Origin of the sequence: Thalassolituus marinus (assembly GCF_020320395.1) — a bacterium.
GTDB lineage: Bacteria > Pseudomonadota > Gammaproteobacteria > Pseudomonadales > Oceanobacteraceae > Venatoribacter > Venatoribacter marinus.
On the sequence record NZ_JAEDAH010000088.1, the window covers coordinates 163,101 to 183,411 of the forward strand.

Sequence of the window (20,311 nt, forward strand, 5' to 3'; positions counted from 1 at the left end):
GTAACACTCCTTATTATTCGTCACCTGCACCGAATGCTGTTTACTGAGGGCGCCCGATTTGTCATCTGTTGCTGAAAAACCCGTCATCTTTCGTACTGTTGCAACCCGCTCCGGCCACAAGCTGGGATTGCTGACGCTGAATGCGCCGGCGGCGATGAACGCGGTGGATCTTGATATGGTCAACCGCATTGATCGCCAGCTGAAACGCTGGGAAGAAAACGACGACGTGGTGGCGGTGATTATGCGTGGCGCCGGCGACAAAGCGTTCAGTGCCGGCGGCGATATCCGCAAGCTGTATGACAGCATGTGTGCTGAAGGTGACGAGCGATACCGCTACGCCGATCAGTTTTTCAGTGGTGAGTATGGTAAGAACTATCGTGTTCATTTGTTTACCAAACCGCTGATTGCCTGGGGTAATGGCTTTGTGATGGGCGGTGGTCTGGGGCTGTTTATCGGTGCCAATCACCGTGTTGGCACGGAAACCTTGAAGCTGGCCTGGCCAGAGGTGCGTATCGGCCTGTTTCCGGATGTGGCGGCCACCTGGTATCTGTCACATCTGACACAACCGGTGGGTTACTGGATGGCGTTAACCGGCATGCAGATGAATGCCGTGGATTGTCGCGAACTCAGACTCACGCAATATGCGCTGGCTCACAGCCAGTTCGATGATATGAAAGCCTTGCTGAAAAACACCGAGTGGACTGCCAACAACGCTGAGAATCATCATCGGGTGCGGGATTGCCTGCACCGGCTGGAAGCGGATTGTCCGCAGGGGCTGCCAGAAAGCCAGATGCATCCGGCATGGGACGATATTTCGGCATTGCTGGTGGATTACGACCTGAAGGCAATTTCACAGCGCTTTGCAGCCTACGCTGGCAGCAACGAGTGGGTGCAGCAGGGGATTCGTCAGTTTCAGGCTGGCTGTCCTGCAACCGCACACCTGATTATGGAACAGTTGCAACGTGGCCAGTGTATGAGCCTGAAAGAGGCGGTGCAGTGGGAGCTGGTGCTGGCCTACCAGTCCGTCCGTCATCCGGATTTTGCCGAAGGTATTCGCGCCATGGTGGTGGATAAAGACTTCCGCCCGCAATGGCAGCATGCGAGTGTGGACGAGGTACCACGCAGCTGGGTCGAAGGCCTGATGAAGTCACCATGGCCTGCCGCTGAACACCCGCTGCGCGATCTCTGAGCGCTCAGATGCGCAGGGCGCTCTCTGCGGCGTCCATTTCTTCTGACAGCTCTTCCCACTGGGTGACTTCGTCATCGGCGTCCAGGCCCAGGCGCTGGAACGAGCCAACTTCTGATCGATTTACTTTACCTAACGGGTGTTCGGTCCCGGCATAAGCCTGCAAGGTGGCGACCTGCACCAGGTCCAGTAATCGACCTGGTCAGCTTCGCGGTTCAGGTTCAGATAGTCTTTCGGAACCGCTACCAGTTCGGGAATAAACTCCCAGCTGCGCAGAATGTAGGCACCGAGTGACGGGTGCAGTTTTTCGATCACTTTATCCAGTGTCAGGCTGTCGGCCAGCAGATCTTCATGGGTCTCGGCGTAAGCCAGAATCGGTAGCATACCTATCTGGTGCACCAGGCCTGCGAGCAACGCCTGATCCGGGTGCAGGCGGGTAAAGTGTTTGGCCAGTACCTGTGCGGCGGCCGCTACTTCCATGGCCCGCGACCAGCATTCACGCATACGGCGGTCGACAATGTCGTGGGTGGCCTGAAACATCTGCTCCATCGCCAGCCCCACCGCGAGATTGCTGGTGAAGTTAATGCCCAGTCGGGAGATGGCCGTCGACAGGTCGGTGACCGGTGAGCTGGCACGAATCAGCGGGCTGTTGGAGACTTTAACAATACGCGCACTGAGCGCCGGATCCTGAGTAATGATCTGCGTCAGCTGGGGAATGGTGGCGTTGGCATCTTCTGCTACTTCCCGCACCCGCAGGGCGATTTCCGGCAGCGTCGGGAGTACCAGTTCGTCATTTTTAATCTGAGCGACGATATCGTCTTTTACCTGTAGCGCCAGGTTCGTCATGCTGAAGCCTCACTGCCCGGCGCTAACTGAGTAGGGCGGGCTATTACGGGGTTGAAGATGAATCCTGATCTTCAGTATAGAAAAGCTGACCCAGAGTGACGGATTTTTCCCCAAAGAAGGCATTGGCCGGTACTTCACCGCTGATAATCACCAGTCCGTTCTGACCTTGCCAGCTGGCGACTTCGGCAATGTGCTTACCATCGCTGTCGCTCAGCTGCTCGCCGACAGCCAGGCTCAGAGGCTCAGAAGCCGTGGCGCTGGCCAGGTGCTTCTTGGTTTTGCCCAGATACTGCAGGCGGGCCACGATCTCCTGACCTGTGTAGCAGCCTTTGCGAAAGTTAATGCCGCCCTGATCCTGCCAGTCGATATACTGAGGTACCCAGGCTTCATGGCTGTCGGCGTTAACCCACACCACGCCCATAGCAATATCCAGAGCCTGCCAGCCTTCATCTGAAGTGCTGTCTGGTGCAGTGGTTCCCCAGTATTCGCAGCGCCCGTCAGGCCAGCTGAGCGTAATCAGCTCGTCACTACGGCTGACCGCGTGCTGACCGGCAGCGGTGACTTGCAGCGCTTGCGCAGGCAGGGTACCCCACAGTACGTGGTCACTAACCAGCGTCATGCTGGTTTTGTAGAATACGGCGTAGCGCGACAGGTGCTGTTTCAGTGCTTCAGCCTGAGCCTGCGGCAGGCGCAACCAGTACGCATTGCCGATGCGGGCAATGACAAAGTTTGCCACCATACGGCCTTTGGCGGTGCAGCAGGCACCCAGTTCCCAATGCATATCCGCGAGTTTCACCACGTCGCAGGTCAGCTGGCCCTGCAGGAAGCGTTCGGCATCTGCGCCATCGATGCACAGTAAAGCGAAGCGGTTCAGGTTGACGATGGGAAGTGGATTGGCGTCGGTCATGGTGCCTCCTGATATCAGTGAAGTGCCGATTCTACTGCAAAAAGCACACAGCTGGCAGCGCAACACAGCGTTCACGGCAGTGACCGGGTTTTTGTTATACTGCCGCCGCCGGAGCGGTCCGGCAGTGAATACAGGAGATGCAAGTGGCTGATGAAATTGATGTAAAACGCGTTCGCTGGCATAGCCGTCGTGGCATGCTGGAACTGGATGTATTGCTGGTGCCTTTTGCTGAGGAAGCCTACGCCGACCTGAGCGACGACGATCAGCAACGTTATCGTGACCTGCTCGAACGTGAGGACCCGGATCTGTTTACCTGGTTCATGGAACACATCACGCCTGACGATGCCGATATGGCTCGCATCGTTGAGATTGTTCGTGAGCATGCGCGCAGCCGCTGAGTGGCAGCTGCGACCGTCGAGGCAACAGCGACGTCTGAATGCGCTGTTGCTGGCGGTCTTTTCCCTTCTGATGTTTCTGCTCGGTTCTGTCGACTGGTTTTTGCTCACAACCCTCATTCTGCTGATGGTCATGGCATTGCCCGGGCCCGATGTTCAGCGTCTGGGTGTGGACGATCATGGCTGGTGGATCGAACAGCACCAGCAGCGTCAGTATGTGCAGTGGCGCAGTGGTTCGGTGCGTAAGCGCCATTATGTGAGTCTGCGCTGGTCATGGCGCCCCGGTGATAATCTGCTGCTGCGGGCTGACAGTCTGAACTCGGCGGATGACTTTCGCCGCCTCAAAGCGCGGCTCTACGAGAGCTGGTGAACGGCGGGCTTATAGCCCCGCCAGTCGCTCTTCTTCGCGCAGTGTCAGTACCTCAAAGCCGTCGTCGGTAACGGCAATGGTATGTTCCCATTGCGCTGACAATTTCTTATCGCGGGTAATCACAGTCCAGCCATCGCTCATATGCTTCAGCTTGTGGCTGCCCTGATTAATCATCGGCTCGATGGTGAACACCATCCCTGGCTTTAACGTCAGCCCGGTTCCCGGGCGGCCATAATGAGTGACTTCCGGCTCTTCATGCATTTCGCGGCCAATGCCATGGCCACAGTATTCGCGAACTACGCTGTAACCCGCGGCTTCGGCAACTTTCTGTACTGCGTAGCCTACATCGCCCAGGGTGGCGCCCGGTTTTACCGTGCGGATACCGGCCCACATGGCATCGTAGGTGGTACGCACCAGACGCTCGGCAATTGGTGAAACCGCATCAACGCAGTACATCTTGCTGGAGTCGGCAATAAAGCCATTCTTTTCCAGTGTGATGTCGCAGTTAATGATGTCACCTTTGCGCAGCAGCTGGCCGTCTTTCGGCATGCCGTGACACACAACATGATTGATTGAGGTATTGAGCACATAGGGATAATCGTACTGTCCCTTACTGGCTGGTCGCGCCTGCAGGTCGTTAACGATGTAATCTTCGACGCGATTGTTGATGTCCATAGTACTGACACCAGCAACGATAAAGTCATCCAGCATCGCGAATACACGGGCCAGCAACTGACCGGCTTCGCGCATCAGGGCCAGTTCGTCGGCAGATTTCAGGTGGATACTCATCAGCTGGCCTCCGCGGTGCTTTCGTTGCGCAGGCGTGCCAGTGGCAGCTCCGGACTTTCCAGCAGTTTACGTGTGAGCTGGTTGTAGTTCAGTTCAGGATAGAACTCGGCCAGCATGCCGATTTTGATCCAGAATTCTGCCTGGGCATTGATGGAGCGCGCCATGACTGCGCTGGCGTCACGAATTTCTTCGTGCAGCTGATCAGATATTTTAACGATGCCCATAAAAGGAACTCCGCATAATCAATTTATGCGGAGTATATATGAAACGTATATATTTTGTAGCTGTGTGCTTACAGCTCACCCAGCTCTTTCAGGTACTTAGGTGTTAATACCGTATCGAAGGCACGCGGCAATGGTTGCGGGTAGTCGCGGCTGAAGTGCAGGCCACGGCTTTCCTTACGCAGCAGCGCCGAACGGATAATCACATCGGCGACATCCACCAGGTTACGCAGCTCAAGTAAGTCGTTACTTACCCGGTAGTTGCTGTAGAACTCCTGAATTTCCTGACGCAGTAACTCCACCCGATGCTTTGCCCGCAGCAGGCGTTTGGTGGTGCGTACGATACCAACGTAGTCCCACATAAAGCGCCGCAGTTCATCCCAGTTGTGGGCAATCACAACGTCCTCGTCGGAGTCGGTCACTTTACTGGAGTCCCAGGCCGGTGCATCCGGGGCCGGCTGTGAGAAGTCGATATCGCTGGCAATGCTTTCCGCTGCCGACCGGGCAAACACCAGACATTCGAGCAGCGAGTTACTGGCCAGACGGTTGGCGCCATGTAAGCCGGTACAGGCGGTTTCGCCGATGGCGTACAGGTTTTCAATATCGGTACGGCCACGGGTATCGGTGACCACGCCGCCGCAGGTGTAGTGTGCGGCCGGCACCACCGGAATCGGTTCTCTGGTGATGTCGATGCCCAGCTCCAGGCAGCGCTCATAGATGGTCGGGAAGTGTTCCTGAATAAACTCAGCCGGTTTGTGCGAGATATCGAGGAACAGGCAGTCGGCACCCAGACGCTTCATCTCATGGTCGATGGCGCGGGCAACGATGTCGCGCGGAGCCAGTTCTTCACGCTCATCAAAGTGGTGCATAAAGCGTGAGCCATCGGGTAGCAGCAGCTTGCCGCCTTCACCACGCACGGCTTCAGTGATTAGAAATGAACCCGCCTGCGGGTGGTAGAGGCAGGTCGGATGAAACTGATTGAATTCCATATTGGCGATACGGCAGCCGGCGCGCCAGGCCATGGCAATACCGTCACCGGAGGCACCGTCCGGATTGCTGGTGTAGAGGTAAACCTTTGATGCACCGCCGGTGGCCAGCACCACCGCGCGCGCGGTAATGACATCGACATCGCCGGTTTCATTGTTGAGGAAATAACCGCCGATGCAGCCATGGCCTTCAACGCCCAGTTTCTCATGGGTGATCAGGTCGATGGCAATGTAGTTCTGTTTCAGATGCAGGTTTTTCTTTTCTCTGGCGCGCGCCAGCAGGGTCTCGGAAATGGCGAAGCCTGTGGCGTCGGCGGCATGGATAATCCGACGGGCACTGTGGCCACCTTCACGGGTCAGGTGGAAGTGGTCAGGGCTGTCCTGAGTGAAAGGCACACCGATATCAATCAGCCACTGAATCGCGGCGGTGGAGTTCTCTACCGTGTAGCGCACTGAAGGCTCGTGGCACAAGCCGGCGCCGGCGATCAGCGTATCCTGTACGTGAGCTTCAACGCTGTCTTCTTCGTCGAGCACGGCTGCCACGCCCCCCTGAGCCCAGCGGGTAGAGCCTGCATCCAGTTCATCCTTGCTGATGATGGCCGCATTGAGGTGCTCGGGCAACGACAGACCCAGGGTCAGACCGGCAGCACCACTACCAATAATAAGAACATCGTAACTATAGGATTGGCTCATGATCAGGAGTACGTCAGAATTAGGAAAAGGTTGGTGGAATGGCCGATTTTCAGGTCAATCCCACCCTATAATGTGCCAATGATACACCGGAGCGGAACTATTCCGAATATTCTGCCTCTACACCCCTGAATCTGGTCTACCAGGACACAGGAGCAGGACACATGACAACAGCGACGGCGCTGGCAATTAAGCCAACGACAGCGGAACAGGGCATGACAGATCAACAACATAACGACCGACAGCTGGTCGCCCGGGTACAGAAAGGCGATAAGCGGGCCTTCGATCTGCTGGTTATCAAGTATCAGCACCGGATTCTGGCTCTGGTCAGCCGCTTTATCGCGGACTTCGCTGAAGCCCAGGATGTGACGCAGGAAGCCTTTATCAAAGCGTATCGTGCTCTTCCTTCTTTTCGCGGAGACAGCCAGTTTTACACCTGGATGTACCGTATTGCGGTGAATACCGCCAAAAATTATCTGGTCAGCAAAGGCCGTAAAACCCCCGTCCGGGATATTGATCTGGATGATGCGGAGTTCTTTGCTGATGAAGCTAATATGAAAGATACCGAGACCCCGGACGGCCTGCTGCAGCGAGATCAGCTGCAGAAAGTGGTGTTTGACGCCATTGAAGCATTGCCGGAAGAGTTGCGCATGGCGGTTACCCTGCGTGAGCTTGAGGGTCTCAGCTATGAAGAAATCGCAGAAGTGATGGATTGCCCGATCGGTACTGTGCGCTCGCGGATTTTCCGCGCGCGTGAAGCCATTGATCGCAAGATGCAGCCGTTGCTGTCTGAAACCCACAACGCCATCGCCTGAGGAAGCAGCATGAATGATCGTATGAATGAGTCCTTATCCGCTCTGGTTGACGGTGAAACCGATGAACTGGAAGTCCGCCGTTTACTCAACGAGCTGGATAAAGACGAAGAACTGCGTGCAACCTGGCAGCGTTACCAGACCATTGGTGCTCTGATGCGTGGTGAAGCCGCGTCAACCGTTGACCTGTCGCGTGGCATTATGCAGGCCATCGACGGTGAGCCAATGGACGAAGTAGCGCAACCGGCAACGGCCGCTCATGCAGCAGCTGGTGGACGTATGCGCTGGCTGGCATCCGGTGCTGTGGCAGCCAGTGTGACGCTTGCCGTGCTACTGGGAGTGCGTGGTATGCAAGGCGATGATCAGTCGCTGATGGTTGCCGATGGCAGCGATGTAGCCCCGGTGGTACAGGCTCCGGTCAGTGTGACTCGCCTGGCAGCTGCCGATGGTCAGCCTTTGAATGAACAGAAACTGGAAGAAGCTCAGCGTAAGCTGCAGGAATATGTGCTGCAGCATACCGAGCAGGCAACGCTGCCAGCCAGTCGCGGCATGATGCCGTACGCCCGGGTCGTTAATTTTGCGACCGAAGAGGAGAAGCGCTGATTATGAGACGCTGGCTGTTGTTGTCGCTGTTGGTTCCGGTACTGACTGGACACGCAGCAGAGCAGGGGGCCAGCGAGTGGCTTGAGCGCATGAGCAAAGCCTTTCGTGAGTCCAGTTATCAGGGTGTACTTATATTTGGTAATGACCGGCAGTGGCAGACACTGTCGGTCAGCCATGCTCTGATCAACAATACCGAGTATGAAAAATTCCGGCATCTGACCGGCATCCCCCGCGAAATCATTCGCCGTGGCGATGAAACCACCTGCATTCACCCAGGTGAACACAGCACCCGTCTGGACACTGCCTTGCCTGTTCCTCTGGTTGGCTACGATGGCGGCTCGGATATTGGCGCGGTCTATGAATTCCAGATGCGCGAAGTCAGCCGGGTAGCCGGTCGTTATGCTCAGCATATCCGTGTTATTCCGCAGGATAATTTCCGTTACGGTTACAACCTTTGGCTGGATCAGGAAACCGGTCTGCTGTTGCGCTCAGAGCTGGTGAATCTGCAGCAACAGGTACTGGAACGCTTCCAGTTTGCCGATATCAATATCGGCCTGAATCTGACGGAAGACGATTTTTCTCCGCAAGGTGATGGCCATACTCTGGCGCAGCATCGTCATGAAACTATTAACGAAACCCCGGCAGAGGCCGTGAACTGGGTACCTGCCTGGGTACCGCAGGGTTTTCAGCTGGCGTCTGCAGGACAGGTCGCGGTAGAGCCGGGTAACGAGGACGATGCACAGCCTCTGCGGCTGATGTATTCCGATGGTCTGGCGTCGTTCACTCTGTTCGTTGATCCCGCCGGGGCTGAAGGCTTGCCGGAAATTGTTTCGCAATGGGGCGCGACCTCTGCTGCTGTGCGCTATCTTACCCATGATAAACTCCGCTATCGCATTACGGCGGTGGGCGAACTACCGAGTGACGCTATCTTAAAGATCGCGGGCTCCGTCGCTTATCAGGCCGTTGAGAGTAAATAATTGTCAGGGTGGGAATTCATGTCGCAGGAAATCGTCAAAGTTACAGAAATCGCGGATGGCGGTGTCTGGGTCGAGGCGGTACAACGCAGTGCCTGTAACAGCTGTAATGCCCGCTCTGGCTGTGGTCAGCACAGTCTGAGCAAACTGGGGCGACCAATGCGCCTCTGGGTAGCTGGTGGTGAACACCTGCAAGCCGGGCAGGAAGTGGTTCTCAGTATCCCATCCGGCGGGCTCGCGCTGAGCGCTTTGCTGCTGTACGGCCTGCCATTACTGGGCCTGATCGTCGGCATGGCGCTGGGCCAGTCGTCTGGTGATCTGCTCGCTGCCATTTTCGGTCTGACGGGCCTGACTGCCGGATTCTTCGCTGCCCGCAGGATTTCAGAACAGGTTAAGCATCGTTGGGAACCGCGAATTGTTCCGGGATGCGCACTTATTCCTCATGTAGAAGTTAAGTAGGGAATCTCTATGAGTGTTTTGCTTCAGCGTTTGACCATTGCCCTCCTGCTGTTTGTTGCCGCAGGCGCCCGGGCCGAGTTACCGGATTTCCGCGAGCTGGTAAAAGAAACCTCTCCGGCGGTGGTGAATATCAGTACCGTTCAGCATGTGACGCAAACGGGTTTCCAGCAACGCTACGGTCTGCCTCAGGATGTGCCGGAGATTTTCCGCCACTTCTTTGGTGCCCCACAGTCTCCGGGTGGTGGTGAGCAGGAGCGCTCTTCACTGGGTTCCGGCTTTATTGTTTCTGACGACGGCTACATTCTGACCAACAATCATGTGATCAAGGATGCCGACGAAATCGTCGTCCGCCTGAATGATCGTCGTGAGCTGGATGCAAAACTGATTGGTGCTGATGAAAGCTCGGATCTGGCGCTGCTGAAGGTAGAAGCCGATGACCTGCCCACCGTTGAGCTGGGGAATTCAGACAAGCTTGAAGTGGGTGAGTGGGTGGTCGCTATCGGGTCGCCATTCGGCTTCGATTACTCCGTGACCGCCGGTATTGTCAGCGCCAAGGGCCGCAGCCTGCCAAATGAAAGCTATGTGCCATTCATTCAGACTGACGTGGCCATCAACCCGGGCAACTCCGGTGGTCCGCTGTTTAATCTCGATGGCAAAGTGGTTGGCATCAACTCCCAGATTTATACCCGCTCTGGTGGTTTTATGGGCGTTTCCTTCGCTATTCCGATCAATGTGGCTATGGATGTCGCTGACCAGCTGAAAGAAAAAGGCAAGGTCAGCCGCGGCTGGCTGGGCGTCGTGATTCAGGAAGTAAGCAAGGATCTGGCGGAATCCTTCGGTCTGGAAAAGGCCGCAGGTGCGCTGGTCGCTCAGGTGGTTCCGGGCAGTCCTGCGGAAGCTGCGGGCGTGAAGAATGGCGATATCATTACGCATTTTAATGGCCGTGCTATCAATCTGTCTTCTGACCTGCCACATCAGGTAGGCCGGGTGAAACCGGGCAAGGAGTCAACGCTGGATGTTGTGCGTAACGGCAAGCGTAAGCGTATCAAGGTAACCATTGGTACCTTGCCGGATGGTGATGGTGCCGAGCTGGCCATGAACAGCAGCAACCCTCAGGAGCACAGCAGTAAGCGCCTGGGGGTGGTAATCGGTGAGCTGAGCGACGCCCAGCGTAAATCGACTGGTGACGGTGTTGTGGTGCGCGAAGTGACGCGTGGCCCGGCAGCATTCGCCGGATTGGTTAACGGCGACGTGATCACTATGATCTCGGGTGAGCCGGTACGTTCGGTGGAAGACTTTGAGCGTATCGTCGCCGATATTCCGGCCAACCGCAGCGTACCTATGCGCATTGTGCGCCGCGGAGCCGCAATGTTTATCCCTCTGCGTATCGCTGAGTAAGCACCGGTCGAACGCTCATCAGGCCCGGTATCACACCGGGCCTGATCACTTCCTAAGCTGACAAATAGCCTTTGATCAGCCTTTCAAGTAAAATCCCCAGCCATTTCAATTACTGACCGGGTTTTATTCTGTGAGCCAGCTGGACCACATCCGTAACTTCTCCATCATTGCCCATATCGACCACGGCAAATCGACACTGTCTGACCGTTTTATTCAGGTATGTGGCGGCCTCTCCGACCGTGAAATGCAGGCCCAGGTTCTGGATTCGATGGATATCGAACGAGAGCGTGGTATTACCATTAAAGCCCAGAGCGTAACGCTGGAATACAAAGCCCGTAACGGTGAAACCTACCAGCTGAACTTTATTGATACCCCTGGACACGTTGACTTCAGCTATGAAGTATCACGCTCGCTGGCTGCCTGTGAAGGTGCGCTGCTGGTGGTGGATGCGGCTCAGGGTGTGGAAGCTCAGTCGGTAGCCAACTGCTATACCGCCATTGAGCAGGGCCTGGAAGTTCGTCCGGTTCTGAACAAAATGGACCTGCCACAGGCTGATCCGGACAAAGTGGCACAGGAAATTGAAGAGATTATTGGTATTGATGCCACCGAAGCGGTGCGTTGCAGTGCCAAGAGCGGCCTGAATGTTGAAGACGTGCTGGAAGATCTGGTGGCTCACATTCCGCCACCGGAAGGTGATCCGGAAGCACCATTGCAGGCACTGATCATCGACTCCTGGTTTGACTCCTACCTGGGGGTTGTGTCCCTGATCCGGGTGAAAAACGGCTCCATCAAAAAAGGCGACAAGGTGCGTCTGAAGTCGACTGGTCGCGACCATATCGTTGACGATGTGGGTTACTTCACACCGAAGATGACCAAGCGCCCGCAGCTGGGTACCGGTGAAGTAGGTTATCTGGTGGCCAGCATCAAGGACATTCACGGTGCGCCAGTTGGCGATACCATCGTAACCACCAAAAATGCAGACGATATTCCGTCGCTGCCAGGCTTCCAGAAAGTGAAGCCACAGGTGTATGCCGGTCTGTTCCCGGTATCGTCCGATGATTTTGAAGCTTTCCGTGATGCGCTGGAAAAGCTGTCGCTGAACGATGCCTCGCTGTTCTATGAACCGGAAAACTCCGATGCACTGGGCTTTGGTTTCCGCTGTGGCTTCCTCGGTATGCTGCACATGGAAATCATTCAGGAGCGTCTGGAGCGCGAATACGATCTCGATCTGATCACCACCGCACCAACGGTAATTTACGAAGTGGTTACCCGTAAGGGCGAAACCCTGCGCGTCGATAACCCATCGAAACTGCCGGATGCCGGCATTATCGAAGAAATGCGCGAGCCAATCGCTGAATGTAATATTCTGGTGCCACAGGATTATCTGGGTAATGTGATCTCGCTGTGTATCGAGAAACGTGGTGTGCAGGTTGATATGCAGTACACAGGTACTCAGGTCTCACTGCGCTATGAAATTCCGCTGGCCGAAGTGGTTATGGATTTCTTCGACCGTCTGAAGTCTGCCAGCCGAGGCTTTGCTTCACTGGACTACAGCTTCGTTCGCTTCCAGGAGGCACCGCTGGTGCGTCTGGACGTACTGGTTAACGGCGAGAAAGTGGATGCTCTGGCAGTGATTATGCACCGTGACAGCGTTCGCCGCCGTGGTGCTTCCCTGACTGAAAAAATGAAAGAGCTGATTCCGCGCCAGATGTTCGACGTGGCAATCCAGGCAGCCATTGGTAATCAGGTGGTGGCACGGACCACAGTGAAAGCATTACGTAAGAACGTTACCGCCAAGTGTTATGGTGGTGACGTCAGCCGTAAGAAGAAACTGCTGCAGAAGCAGAAAGAAGGTAAGAAGCGTATGAAGCAGATCGGTAGCGTGGAGATTCCACAGTCTGCTTTCCTCGCAGTACTTAAAGTTGATGATTAAGCTGGAGTTTTAACATGCGTCGTCAGAGCGGTATGTCATTTTCGTCGGTGGTTGCACTGGTAGCCTTAATTGCGCTGCTGATCAAAGCGGCAATTGCTATTGTCCCTATGTACTGGGATAACAAAATGCTGACCACCGTTCTCGACACCATGGCGGAATCCGGTGAAGTGACCATTGATTCCAAGCCCAACAAAGTAAAGCAGTTGCTGGAGCAGCGCATGCTGCGCAACGGCCTGCGTATGAACTTTGACCAGTTGACTATTCAACCTCACAAACACGCGCTGGTTCTCGACTGGCCATACGAAGTTCGCGGAACCTGGCTGGCCAACGTCGATCTGGTTGTCCGCTTTAATCAGCACAAAGAATTTACCCACAGTGAATAACCCTCTGCTTAAGCTTTCCCAGCGTCTCGGCTACGAATTCAAAGACGAAGCGCTGGTGACCCTGGCGCTGACCCACCGCAGTAAAGGTGGCACCAACAACGAACGCCTCGAATTTCTCGGCGACTCCATTCTTAATTTTGTTATTGCCGAAGATTTATTCCGTCGTTTCAGTCAGGCGAAAGAAGGCAAACTCAGCCGCCTGCGTGCGCGTATGGTGAAAGGCCATACGCTGGCAGCCATTGCCCGTGAATTCGGCCTGGGCGATTTTTTGCTGCTGGGTTCAGGTGAATTAAAAAGTGGCGGTCATAAGCGCGATTCGATCCTCGCTGACAGTGTTGAAGCGCTTATCGGTGCGATCTATCTGGATGCAGGCATGGATGTTGTTCGTGAACGCATTCTGAGCTGGTTTGAGACGCGGCTGAACGAGCTGACGCTGGAAGATCCGATCAAAGATCCGAAAACCCGTCTGCAGGAATACCAGCAGGCTAATAAATCCAGCCTGCCACGCTACGAAGTGCTGAATGTAGAAGGCCCGACAAACGAACAGATCTTTACCGTCGAGGTGCGTATTCCTGAGCAGGCAGATGCTATTGTCGCCCAGGGTACCAGCCGTCGCGCTGCAGAACAGACAGCGGCGGCGCAGATGCTGACTATGCTTGGTGAAACAGATACTACAGGAGAAGAGGAATGACACAGCGTACCGGCTATGTAGCCATTGTTGGTCGTCCGAATGTGGGCAAGTCCACTCTGCTGAATCGTATTCTGGGGCAAAAGCTTTCTATCACCTCACGTAAGCCGCAGACAACCCGGCATCAGATCCTCGGTATCAAAACCGAGAACGATGTGCAGGTGGTGTATGTGGATACCCCGGGGATTCACAAGATTAACGATAAGGCGATCAATCGCTACATGAATAAAGCGGCTACTACAGCCGTGAAAGATGTGGATCTGATTATCCTGATGATCGATCGTCTGCGCTGGACCGATGAAGATGAAATGGCGTTGCAGGCAGTTAAGTCGCAACGAGCGCCGGCTATTCTGGTGGTGAATAAAGTCGACTTTATTCGTGAAAAAGAAGAGCTGCTGCCATTTCTGGAAGAGGTCAGTAAAAAGCACACCTTCGACCAGGTGATTCCGGTCAGCGCTAAAACCGGTCACAACGTCGAACGTCTGGAAAGTCTGATCGAAAGCTATATGCCGGAAAGTGGTTATTTCTATCCGGAAGATCAGATCACCGATCGTACCTCACGTTTTCTGGCAGCCGAACTGGTGCGTGAAAAAATCATGCGCCAGTTAGGTGATGAATTGCCGTATTCCATGACCGTGGAAGTGGAAGAATTCATTCATTCAGGCGAGCTGATTGAAATCTCTGCGCTGATTCTGGTTGAGCGGGCGTCGCAGAAACGCATCGTGATTGGCGATGGTGGTTACCGTATCAAACAGATCGGTATTGAAGCGCGCAAGGACATGGAAATTCTGTTCGACTGTAAGGTCATGCTCAAGCTTTGGGTGAAAGTTAAAGCCAACTGGTCTGACGACGAGCGCGCCTTGCGCAGTCTGGGTTACGACGACCGCCTGAGCTGATATGGCCAGCCTGTATCTGCTGCGCCGGCAGCCATTGCGTGAACATGAATGGCTGCTGGATATTTTTTCGCAGCAGCACGGCCGACTGTCTGTGGTTGCTGGTCGCAGTAACCAGATTCCTGATTTATTACAGTGCTGTGATGGAGACTGGGTCAGTGCCGAAGACTGGCCTCGTATCCGTGGCTTGCGTCCTGCGCAGGCATCCTCGCTGAAAGGTCCCGCGCTGTATTGCGCCCTGTATATCACGGAGTTGCTGACACGCTTACTGCCCCGTGGTGAAGCGTTGCCGGACGTCTTTCTGGCGTATCAGGAAACGCTGCAGGCACTGGCGGTCAGTCAGCTGCCCGACCCCTGGTTACGATTATTTGAAGTGCGATTACTCAGCGCGCTGGGCTATGGGTTCTCCTGGCAGCAGGATGCTCAGGGGCAACCGCTGCAGGCTGACAGCCGTTACCTGTTCGTGCCGCGTGAAGGCTTCGCCATCAGCGAGCGGGGTATTAAGGGAGCTGATCTGATTGCCTTTGCCCGCACAGAACGTGACAATCCGGCAGCATGGGTTACGGCCAAGCAGGTGCTGCGCATCGCCATCGATGATCTTCTGGAGCGGCCGTTAACCAGCCGTGAATTATTTATGCCGATCCCAGCCGGGAAGGTTAAGGAGCCAAAGTGAAAAATCCAAAACGTGTACTGTTGGGTGTGAACATTGACCATGTGGCGACCTTGCGTCAGGCCCGTGGTACTACGTATCCCGATCCGGTTCAGGCGGCATTTATCGCTGAAGAAGCCGGCGCCGATGGCATTACTATTCATCCGCGTGAAGATCGTCGTCACATCCAGACCCGTGATGTTTACGTGCTGGCAGAAACTCTGGCCACACGCATGAATCTGGAAATGGCGGTCACTGATGCCATGCTCGAGCTGGCGGAAGAAGTCATGCCGCCGGCCACTTGTCTGGTACCGGAAAAACGCGAAGAGTTGACCACTGAAGGCGGTCTGGATGTCTGTGGTCAGGAAGAGCATATCCGTCGTGCGGTGGAGCGCCTGCAGGCGATCGGCTCGGAAGTTTCTTTGTTTATCGACCCCGATGAAGCACAGATTGACGCCACGGTGCGTGTCGGCGCCCCGGTGATTGAATTGCACACCGGTCGTTATGCGGATGCCGAAAGTGAAGCGGAACAGCAGGCCGAACTGGAGCGTATTCGTCATGCTGCCAGTTATGCCCACGACAAAGGCCTGATCGTTAATGCGGGCCATGGTCTTAATTACCACAATGTTGAAGCCATCGCGGCCATTCCGTACATGAATGAGCTTAACATTGGCCACGCTATTGTCGCGCGTGCGGTATTTGTCGGCCTGAAAGACGCCGTGCGTGAGATGCGTGATTTACTGGAAGCCGCTACTTTTCGCCCATGAATGAGCAACCGGAATTTCCGCTGGAGCAGGTGGTCGGAATCGGTACCGACCTGCTGGATTCACAGCGCATCGTAGCCGCGCTGGCGCGTCACGGTGAACGCTTTGTTAAGCGCATTCTGACTGAGCGGGAACAGCAGATTTATCATCAGCGCGCTGACAGCCTGAATTTTCTCGCCAAACGTTACGCCGCCAAAGAGGCGCTGGCGAAAGCCTTGGGCACCGGTATTGCGAAAGGCGTGGGCTTTCAGCAACTGGAAGTGCTTGCTGATGACGCGGGAGCTCCGCTGGTGACTCTGTATGGTGCTGCGGCTGAGCGTCTGCAGGCGCTGGGTGGGCAAAAGGCCTTCGTCAGTTTGTCCGACGAAGGCGATCTGATTCAGGCGTTTTCTGTGCTTTGCTGAGCTGGATCGTTCAGCGCTGCTGCCAGAATCTGACGCCAGTTGTTAGTGTGTGCCCAGTTTTGCAGAGTGGCGGCATCTTCGGTCAGCTGCCGCATCAGCGCCGGATAGTCACCGCTATTGCCTGATTTGAGGCTGGTTTCAAAGCGTTCCAGTGTACTGCGCAGGCAGGGCACACCGCAGTAGCGGGTAGCGCCATGTATGCGATGCACTTTCTCCAGCAGCAGGTCGAGGTTCTCCTCTTCCCAGGCCTCCATCGCCACTTCCATATCTTTGCTCATAGAGTCGAGCAACATAGTGAACATATCTTCGGCGAGATCCAGTTTACGACTGGCGCAGCGCAGTGCTGTGTGAGCGTCAAAGACCTGATCGCAACGGCTGTCACGTTCAGGACTGACGGCTAACGGCTGGGTTTCTGCTTCTTCAGCCAGCGCACAGTGGAAGCCGGTCCAGCGTTCAACGCAGGCTGATAACTGCTCCTGGCTGATTGGCTTGGTCTGGTAGTCGTTCATGCCTGCCTTCAGCAGTGCTTCTTTTTCGTCAGCCATCGCGTGGGCGGTCAGAGCCACAATCGGCAGAGAGCTGCGTCCTGGCAGTAAACGAATTTCCTGTGTGGCTTCCAGGCCGTTCATGCCCGGCATCTGGATATCCATGAACACCATATCAACCTGGGTTTCGGCCACCATGTCGATGGCTTCGCGGCCGCTGTTTGCCGACAGGGTTTTAACTCCCAGCTCGGTGAGCAGGGTAACCACCAGTTTCAGGTTGGCGTCATTGTCATCGACTGCCAGTACCACTGGCGCTTCCTGAGGTGCCAGCTGGCCACCCTGAGCAAGGTTTTGCTGATTGTGATCGCTGAGCTCATCACCACGTAAAATATGCGCCAGCGCCTGATGCAGTTTGCGGTGGCTGAACGGCTGGCTCAGGCTGATGCGAGCGCCATAGGATTTGAGCAGGTCCAGGTCTTCATGGCGCACACTGTCGACCATGGCCAGTACATCGACCTGCATAGCATCAAGACGGCTCAGCAGCGACATGGTTGCCGTGTCACGCAGCTGGGCACGAGATACCGACAGCACTACACAGCCGGACGTTGCACCGCTGCTGATGAGATCCAGCAGCTGGTTGCGTGTTTCAAACTCCTGGTGATTAACCTGCCACTGGGTCAGCAGGGCAGCGATATTCATGCGATTGAGCAACGACGGCTCAAGCAGCAGCACATTGCCGGTTTCAAGTGGGGCAAGCGCATTCACTGGTTCGCTGAGGCCGGTCTGAATGTGGAACGAGAAGGTCGAACCGCGACCTTGCTGACTACTGACGCGGATGTCGCCGTGCATGGCCTCAACCAGAGCACGGGAAATAATCAGACCCAGTCCGGTACCACCGAACTGGCGGGTGGTGCTGGCGTCGGCCTGAGTAAAGGCGGTGAAGATCTTACTGATCTGCTCATCGCTCATACCGATGCCGGTATCCTGAATGTCGAAGTTGATACTGGCGCGTTTGTCGTCACTGCTGATCAGCGACACACGCAGGGTTACGCCACCGCGTTCAGTGAATTTAATGGCATTGTTGATCAGGTTGGTCAGAATCTGTTTCAGGCGCAGTGGATCACCCTGAATGTGGACCGGCACTTCGGAGTAAATCAGATGAGACAGCTCCAGTCCCTTGGCGTAGGCCACCGGTGCAAGCATCGTCAGCACTTCGTCGATAACATCGCGCAGGTTAAAGGCGGTGCGTTCAATGATGAGTTTGCCAGCATCAATTTTCGACAGATCGAGAATATCGTCGATGATTTTAAGCAGGTCGGAGGACGAGCGACGAATAGTCTGCAGGTAGTCGGTCTGGCGGTCATCGACGTGGGTGCGTGCCAGCAGGTCACTGAAGCCGATAATGCCATTCAGAGGCGTACGAATTTCATGGCTGACGTTGGCGAGGAACTCAGATTTCATACGGCTGGCTTCCAGTGCCTGCTTACGGCCGATGTTCAGCTCGCGGTTACGTACTTCCAGTTCATCCAGCGTTTCCTGCAAGTCGCGGGTGGTCTGTTCAATATTCTGTTGCTGCTCACTGTTGGCCCGCTGCAGTGCGCTGGCCATCGCATTAATACCGGACGACAGCTGCTGAAATTCCGTTGCGCCGGAAATGTGCAGGCGCGTATCCAGCTGGCCGTCTTCAAGATTGCGGATGGCGCCAACAATATTCGACAGCGGCTCGGAGATCTGGCGGCTTACACGCAGGGCAATCAGGGTACAGATCAGCAGGGTCAGCAGGATTACCGTCGATGACGTTGCAATGTGCTGGTAGCGGGCGAGCTGAGTATTGGCCGTCGATAGTTCCAGTTCGGCCCAGCCCAGCAGGCGGATTTCCTGTGCTTCGAGAGCGTAAAACTGATCCGACAGCTGATCCGGAATTACCAGATTCTGGGCGAATACCGGCGCGCGCACCCGCACGGAGCCTTCGGTGTTCAGCAGTTGCAGCTGGTTATCGGTCAGTTCGGCTGAGCCAATACGTTCAGTGAGCATTTTCGGCCCGGAGTGAGCCAGAATCTCGACGTCCTGGTTGTAGATACTGACGGAGCGGACGTCGCGTTCTTCCAGCATATTGTTGGCGATGTTCTGCAGGATGCCACTGTTGCCGGTCATGATGCCGTACTCACAGGTTGGCGCCAGTTGTTTGGCCATAGCCAGAGCACGCTGGTCCAGCAGGTCATCGAGATTGCCGGAATGCTGCGTCATAAAAAAGCTGCCGAGAATCAGCGAAATAATAATGCCTGGCAATAAGGCCAGAAACAGAATACGGCTCTGAATGGTCCAGCTTTTCATAGTGACCCGGTAACGATGGAGTAAAGGGCCAGAATAAAGGTCTGCCCGGCGGGGCGCAATGGACACACACGCCGCAGGTGGGCGGCAGAAGATATAACCAAATCACCAATTGATATTACCGCAGCCCGGTAGTCGCAGTTACACTGTGCGCCTTTCAGTTATAAGCAGTGATAAGTGAGATTCACCGTGACCGATATTCGTTACCCTACTATTGCCGATTGCGTTGGCAATACTCCTCTGGTTCGCCTGCAGCGCCTGCTGCCTGCCGACAGCAGCAATACCGTATTGCTGAAGCTTGAAGGTAACAATCCGGCGGGTTCGGTGAAGGATCGCCCGGCACTGTCGATGATTAATCTGGCTGAAAGCCGGGGCGATATTCATCCGGGTGATACGCTGATTGAAGCAACCAGCGGTAACACGGGGATTGCGCTGGCCATGGCGGCGGCGATCAAAGGCTATCGCATGATTCTGATTATGCCGGACAACGCCACCATGGAACGTCGCTGGGCGATGGAAGCCTACGGAGCACAACTGATTCTGGTGTCCAAAGAAGAAGGCATGGAAGGCGCGCGCGATCTCGCACTGGCGATGGAAGCGAAGGGCGAAGGCAAGGTGCTTAATCAGTTCGGTAACGGCGATAACCCGGAAGCTCACTATTACAGCACAGGTCCGGAGCTGTGGGCCCAGACCCAGGGGCAGATTACCCACTTTGTGAGTTCAATGGGAACAACCGGCACCATTATGGGCACGTCACGTTACCTGAAGGAACAGAACCCGGCGATTGAGATTGTTGGTCTGCAGCCCGCAGAGTGCGCTGCTATTCCGGGGATTCGTCGCTGGCCGGAGGCGTACTTGCCGACCATCTTCGAACGTGATCGCGTCGATCAGATACTGGATATCAGTCAGGAGGAGGCAGAACACACCATGCGCGAGTTGGCGCGTCGTGAAGGTATCTTCTGCGGTGTATCATCTGGTGGTGCTGTTGCAGGGGCGCTGCGTATCGCCGAGCAGGTCACGAACGCCACGATTGTCGCGATTATCTGTGATCGCGGTGACCGCTACCTGTCATCCGGGGTCTTTGCCCCGCGTTAACGGTTGAAAAAGGCTGGCTGGCCCCCATACTGTGCGCCAGACTCCGTGGC

Annotated in this window: 23 protein-coding genes; 16 read left to right on the plus strand and 7 right to left on the minus strand. The window is 55.4% G+C overall.

The genetic code is table 11. The annotated features are described in order from the left end of the window. Positions 1-58: 58 nt before the first annotated feature. Entirely contained in the window at positions 59-1,189 is a 1,131-nt protein-coding gene (locus tag I9W95_RS13750) for an enoyl-CoA hydratase/isomerase family protein (protein ID WP_225675855.1), read from the plus strand. A 4-nt stretch (positions 1,190-1,193) separates the two neighbouring features. On the opposite strand, the gene I9W95_RS13755 is transcribed toward I9W95_RS13750, so the two are convergent. Genes I9W95_RS13755 through ygfZ form a run of 3 tightly spaced genes read right to left on the minus strand, consistent with a single transcriptional unit; the run spans position 1,194 to position 2,939 of the window. Then, positions 1,194-1,352, minus strand: a complete 159-nt coding sequence (locus I9W95_RS13755; protein ID WP_225675857.1) for a hypothetical protein — start codon at positions 1,350-1,352, stop codon at positions 1,194-1,196. Continuing rightward, positions 1,319-2,032, minus strand: coding sequence for an HDOD domain-containing protein (locus I9W95_RS13760; protein WP_225675859.1), 714 nt, complete (start codon positions 2,030-2,032; stop codon positions 1,319-1,321). Before I9W95_RS13760 ends, I9W95_RS13755 begins: the two co-directional genes overlap by 34 nt. A gap of 43 nt (positions 2,033-2,075) precedes the next feature. Continuing rightward, positions 2,076-2,939, minus strand: coding sequence for a CAF17-like 4Fe-4S cluster assembly/insertion protein YgfZ (ygfZ, locus tag I9W95_RS13765; RefSeq protein ID WP_225675860.1), 864 nt, complete (start codon positions 2,937-2,939; stop codon positions 2,076-2,078). A 137-nt stretch (positions 2,940-3,076) separates the two neighbouring features. Between ygfZ and I9W95_RS13770 the strand changes: the two genes are divergently transcribed. Continuing rightward, entirely contained in the window at positions 3,077-3,337 is a 261-nt protein-coding gene (locus I9W95_RS13770; protein ID WP_225675862.1) for an FAD assembly factor SdhE, read from the plus strand. After that, positions 3,315-3,704 carry a protein YgfX gene (locus I9W95_RS13775; protein WP_225675864.1) on the plus strand — a complete coding sequence of 130 codons (390 nt, stop codon included), beginning with the start codon at positions 3,315-3,317 and terminating at the stop codon, positions 3,702-3,704. The genes I9W95_RS13770 and I9W95_RS13775 overlap by 23 nt, the downstream gene beginning before the upstream one ends. Before the next feature lie 9 nt (positions 3,705-3,713). Here the strand turns inward: I9W95_RS13775 and map are convergent, their stop codons facing one another. The 3 genes from map to nadB all read right to left on the minus strand — a co-directional run bounded on the left by map (position 3,714) and on the right by nadB (position 6,393). Continuing rightward, complete coding sequence (gene map, locus I9W95_RS13780; RefSeq protein WP_225675866.1) at positions 3,714-4,493, minus strand: type I methionyl aminopeptidase; 780 nt, start codon at positions 4,491-4,493, stop codon at positions 3,714-3,716. Next, on the minus strand, positions 4,493-4,717 hold the full coding sequence (locus I9W95_RS13785; protein WP_225675869.1) for a ParD-like family protein: 225 nt from the start codon (positions 4,715-4,717) through the stop codon (positions 4,493-4,495). The genes map and I9W95_RS13785 overlap by 1 nt, the downstream gene beginning before the upstream one ends. 68 nt (positions 4,718-4,785) lie before the next feature. Then, entirely contained in the window at positions 4,786-6,393 is a 1,608-nt protein-coding gene (gene nadB, locus I9W95_RS13790) for an L-aspartate oxidase (RefSeq protein WP_225675871.1), read from the minus strand. Between the two features lie 212 nt (positions 6,394-6,605). On the opposite strand from nadB, the gene rpoE reads away from it, so the two are divergent. From rpoE to acpS, 12 genes are all read left to right on the plus strand, one after another. After that, entirely contained in the window at positions 6,606-7,205 is a 600-nt protein-coding gene (rpoE, locus tag I9W95_RS13795; protein ID WP_225675915.1) for an RNA polymerase sigma factor RpoE, read from the plus strand. A gap of 9 nt (positions 7,206-7,214) precedes the next feature. Continuing rightward, positions 7,215-7,805, plus strand: a complete 591-nt coding sequence (locus I9W95_RS13800) for a sigma-E factor negative regulatory protein (RefSeq protein ID WP_225675873.1) — start codon at positions 7,215-7,217, stop codon at positions 7,803-7,805. Positions 7,806-7,807: 2 nt separating this feature from the next. Then, positions 7,808-8,782, plus strand: a complete 975-nt coding sequence (locus tag I9W95_RS13805; RefSeq protein WP_225675875.1) for a MucB/RseB C-terminal domain-containing protein — start codon at positions 7,808-7,810, stop codon at positions 8,780-8,782. A gap of 18 nt (positions 8,783-8,800) precedes the next feature. Then, a complete protein-coding gene (locus tag I9W95_RS13810; protein ID WP_225675877.1) occupies positions 8,801-9,238 on the plus strand; it encodes a SoxR reducing system RseC family protein in 438 nt (145 codons plus the stop codon). Between the two features lie 9 nt (positions 9,239-9,247). Then, a complete protein-coding gene (locus tag I9W95_RS13815; protein ID WP_225675879.1) occupies positions 9,248-10,636 on the plus strand; it encodes a DegQ family serine endoprotease in 1,389 nt (462 codons plus the stop codon). Positions 10,637-10,766: 130 nt separating this feature from the next. Further along, positions 10,767-12,569, plus strand: a complete 1,803-nt coding sequence (lepA, locus tag I9W95_RS13820) for a translation elongation factor 4 (protein WP_225675881.1) — start codon at positions 10,767-10,769, stop codon at positions 12,567-12,569. A 14-nt stretch (positions 12,570-12,583) separates the two neighbouring features. After that, on the plus strand, positions 12,584-12,952 hold the full coding sequence (locus I9W95_RS13825) for a DUF4845 domain-containing protein (RefSeq protein WP_225675883.1): 369 nt from the start codon (positions 12,584-12,586) through the stop codon (positions 12,950-12,952). Continuing rightward, positions 12,945-13,643 carry a ribonuclease III gene (gene rnc, locus I9W95_RS13830; protein ID WP_225675885.1) on the plus strand — a complete coding sequence of 233 codons (699 nt, stop codon included), beginning with the start codon at positions 12,945-12,947 and terminating at the stop codon, positions 13,641-13,643. The genes I9W95_RS13825 and rnc overlap by 8 nt, the downstream gene beginning before the upstream one ends. After that, on the plus strand, positions 13,640-14,536 hold the full coding sequence (gene era, locus I9W95_RS13835) for a GTPase Era (protein WP_225675887.1): 897 nt from the start codon (positions 13,640-13,642) through the stop codon (positions 14,534-14,536). Before rnc ends, era begins: the two co-directional genes overlap by 4 nt. Position 14,537: 1 nt before the next feature. Further along, positions 14,538-15,206, plus strand: a complete 669-nt coding sequence (recO, locus tag I9W95_RS13840; RefSeq protein WP_225675889.1) for a DNA repair protein RecO — start codon at positions 14,538-14,540, stop codon at positions 15,204-15,206. Further along, on the plus strand, positions 15,203-15,949 hold the full coding sequence (gene pdxJ, locus I9W95_RS13845; protein ID WP_225675891.1) for a pyridoxine 5'-phosphate synthase: 747 nt from the start codon (positions 15,203-15,205) through the stop codon (positions 15,947-15,949). Before recO ends, pdxJ begins: the two co-directional genes overlap by 4 nt. Then, positions 15,946-16,350, plus strand: a complete 405-nt coding sequence (gene acpS, locus I9W95_RS13850) for a holo-ACP synthase (protein ID WP_225675893.1) — start codon at positions 15,946-15,948, stop codon at positions 16,348-16,350. The genes pdxJ and acpS overlap by 4 nt, the downstream gene beginning before the upstream one ends. Here the strand turns inward: acpS and I9W95_RS13855 are convergent. After that, on the minus strand, positions 16,326-19,169 hold the full coding sequence (locus I9W95_RS13855; protein WP_225675895.1) for a response regulator: 2,844 nt from the start codon (positions 19,167-19,169) through the stop codon (positions 16,326-16,328). The two genes, acpS and I9W95_RS13855, sit on opposite strands and share 25 nt — an antisense overlap. Before the next feature lie 195 nt (positions 19,170-19,364). Here I9W95_RS13855 and cysM point away from each other — a divergent pair, with 195 nt between their 5' ends. Further along, complete coding sequence (gene cysM, locus I9W95_RS13860) at positions 19,365-20,261, plus strand: cysteine synthase CysM (RefSeq protein WP_225675917.1); 897 nt, start codon at positions 19,365-19,367, stop codon at positions 20,259-20,261. The last annotated feature ends 50 nt before the right edge of the window (positions 20,262-20,311 follow it).

Excerpts from the sequence above, each read along its gene's own strand:
- I9W95_RS13785 (WP_225675869.1), bottom strand. The coding sequence starts at position 4,717 with ATGGGCATCGTTAAAATATCTGATCAGCTGCACGAAGAAATTCGTGAC.
- rpoE (WP_225675915.1), top strand. The coding sequence starts at position 6,606 with ATGACAGATCAACAACATAACGACCGACAGCTGGTCGCCCGGGTACAG.
- I9W95_RS13810 (WP_225675877.1), top strand. The coding sequence starts at position 8,801 with ATGTCGCAGGAAATCGTCAAAGTTACAGAAATCGCGGATGGCGGTGTC.
- I9W95_RS13770 (WP_225675862.1), top strand. The coding sequence starts at position 3,077 with ATGCAAGTGGCTGATGAAATTGATGTAAAACGCGTTCGCTGGCATAGC.
- acpS (WP_225675893.1), top strand. The coding sequence starts at position 15,946 with ATGAATGAGCAACCGGAATTTCCGCTGGAGCAGGTGGTCGGAATCGGT.
- I9W95_RS13805 (WP_225675875.1), top strand. The coding sequence starts at position 7,808 with ATGAGACGCTGGCTGTTGTTGTCGCTGTTGGTTCCGGTACTGACTGGA.
- era (WP_225675887.1), top strand. The coding sequence starts at position 13,640 with ATGACACAGCGTACCGGCTATGTAGCCATTGTTGGTCGTCCGAATGTG.
- I9W95_RS13800 (WP_225675873.1), top strand. The coding sequence starts at position 7,215 with ATGAATGATCGTATGAATGAGTCCTTATCCGCTCTGGTTGACGGTGAA.
- I9W95_RS13855 (WP_225675895.1), bottom strand. The coding sequence starts at position 19,169 with ATGAAAAGCTGGACCATTCAGAGCCGTATTCTGTTTCTGGCCTTATTG.
- map (WP_225675866.1), bottom strand. The coding sequence starts at position 4,493 with ATGAGTATCCACCTGAAATCTGCCGACGAACTGGCCCTGATGCGCGAA.
- recO (WP_225675889.1), top strand. The coding sequence starts at position 14,538 with ATGGCCAGCCTGTATCTGCTGCGCCGGCAGCCATTGCGTGAACATGAA.
- I9W95_RS13815 (WP_225675879.1), top strand. The coding sequence starts at position 9,248 with ATGAGTGTTTTGCTTCAGCGTTTGACCATTGCCCTCCTGCTGTTTGTT.
- nadB (WP_225675871.1), bottom strand. The coding sequence starts at position 6,393 with ATGAGCCAATCCTATAGTTACGATGTTCTTATTATTGGTAGTGGTGCT.
- I9W95_RS13760 (WP_225675859.1), bottom strand. The coding sequence starts at position 2,032 with ATGACGAACCTGGCGCTACAGGTAAAAGACGATATCGTCGCTCAGATT.
- ygfZ (WP_225675860.1), bottom strand. The coding sequence starts at position 2,939 with ATGACCGACGCCAATCCACTTCCCATCGTCAACCTGAACCGCTTCGCT.
- I9W95_RS13825 (WP_225675883.1), top strand. The coding sequence starts at position 12,584 with ATGCGTCGTCAGAGCGGTATGTCATTTTCGTCGGTGGTTGCACTGGTA.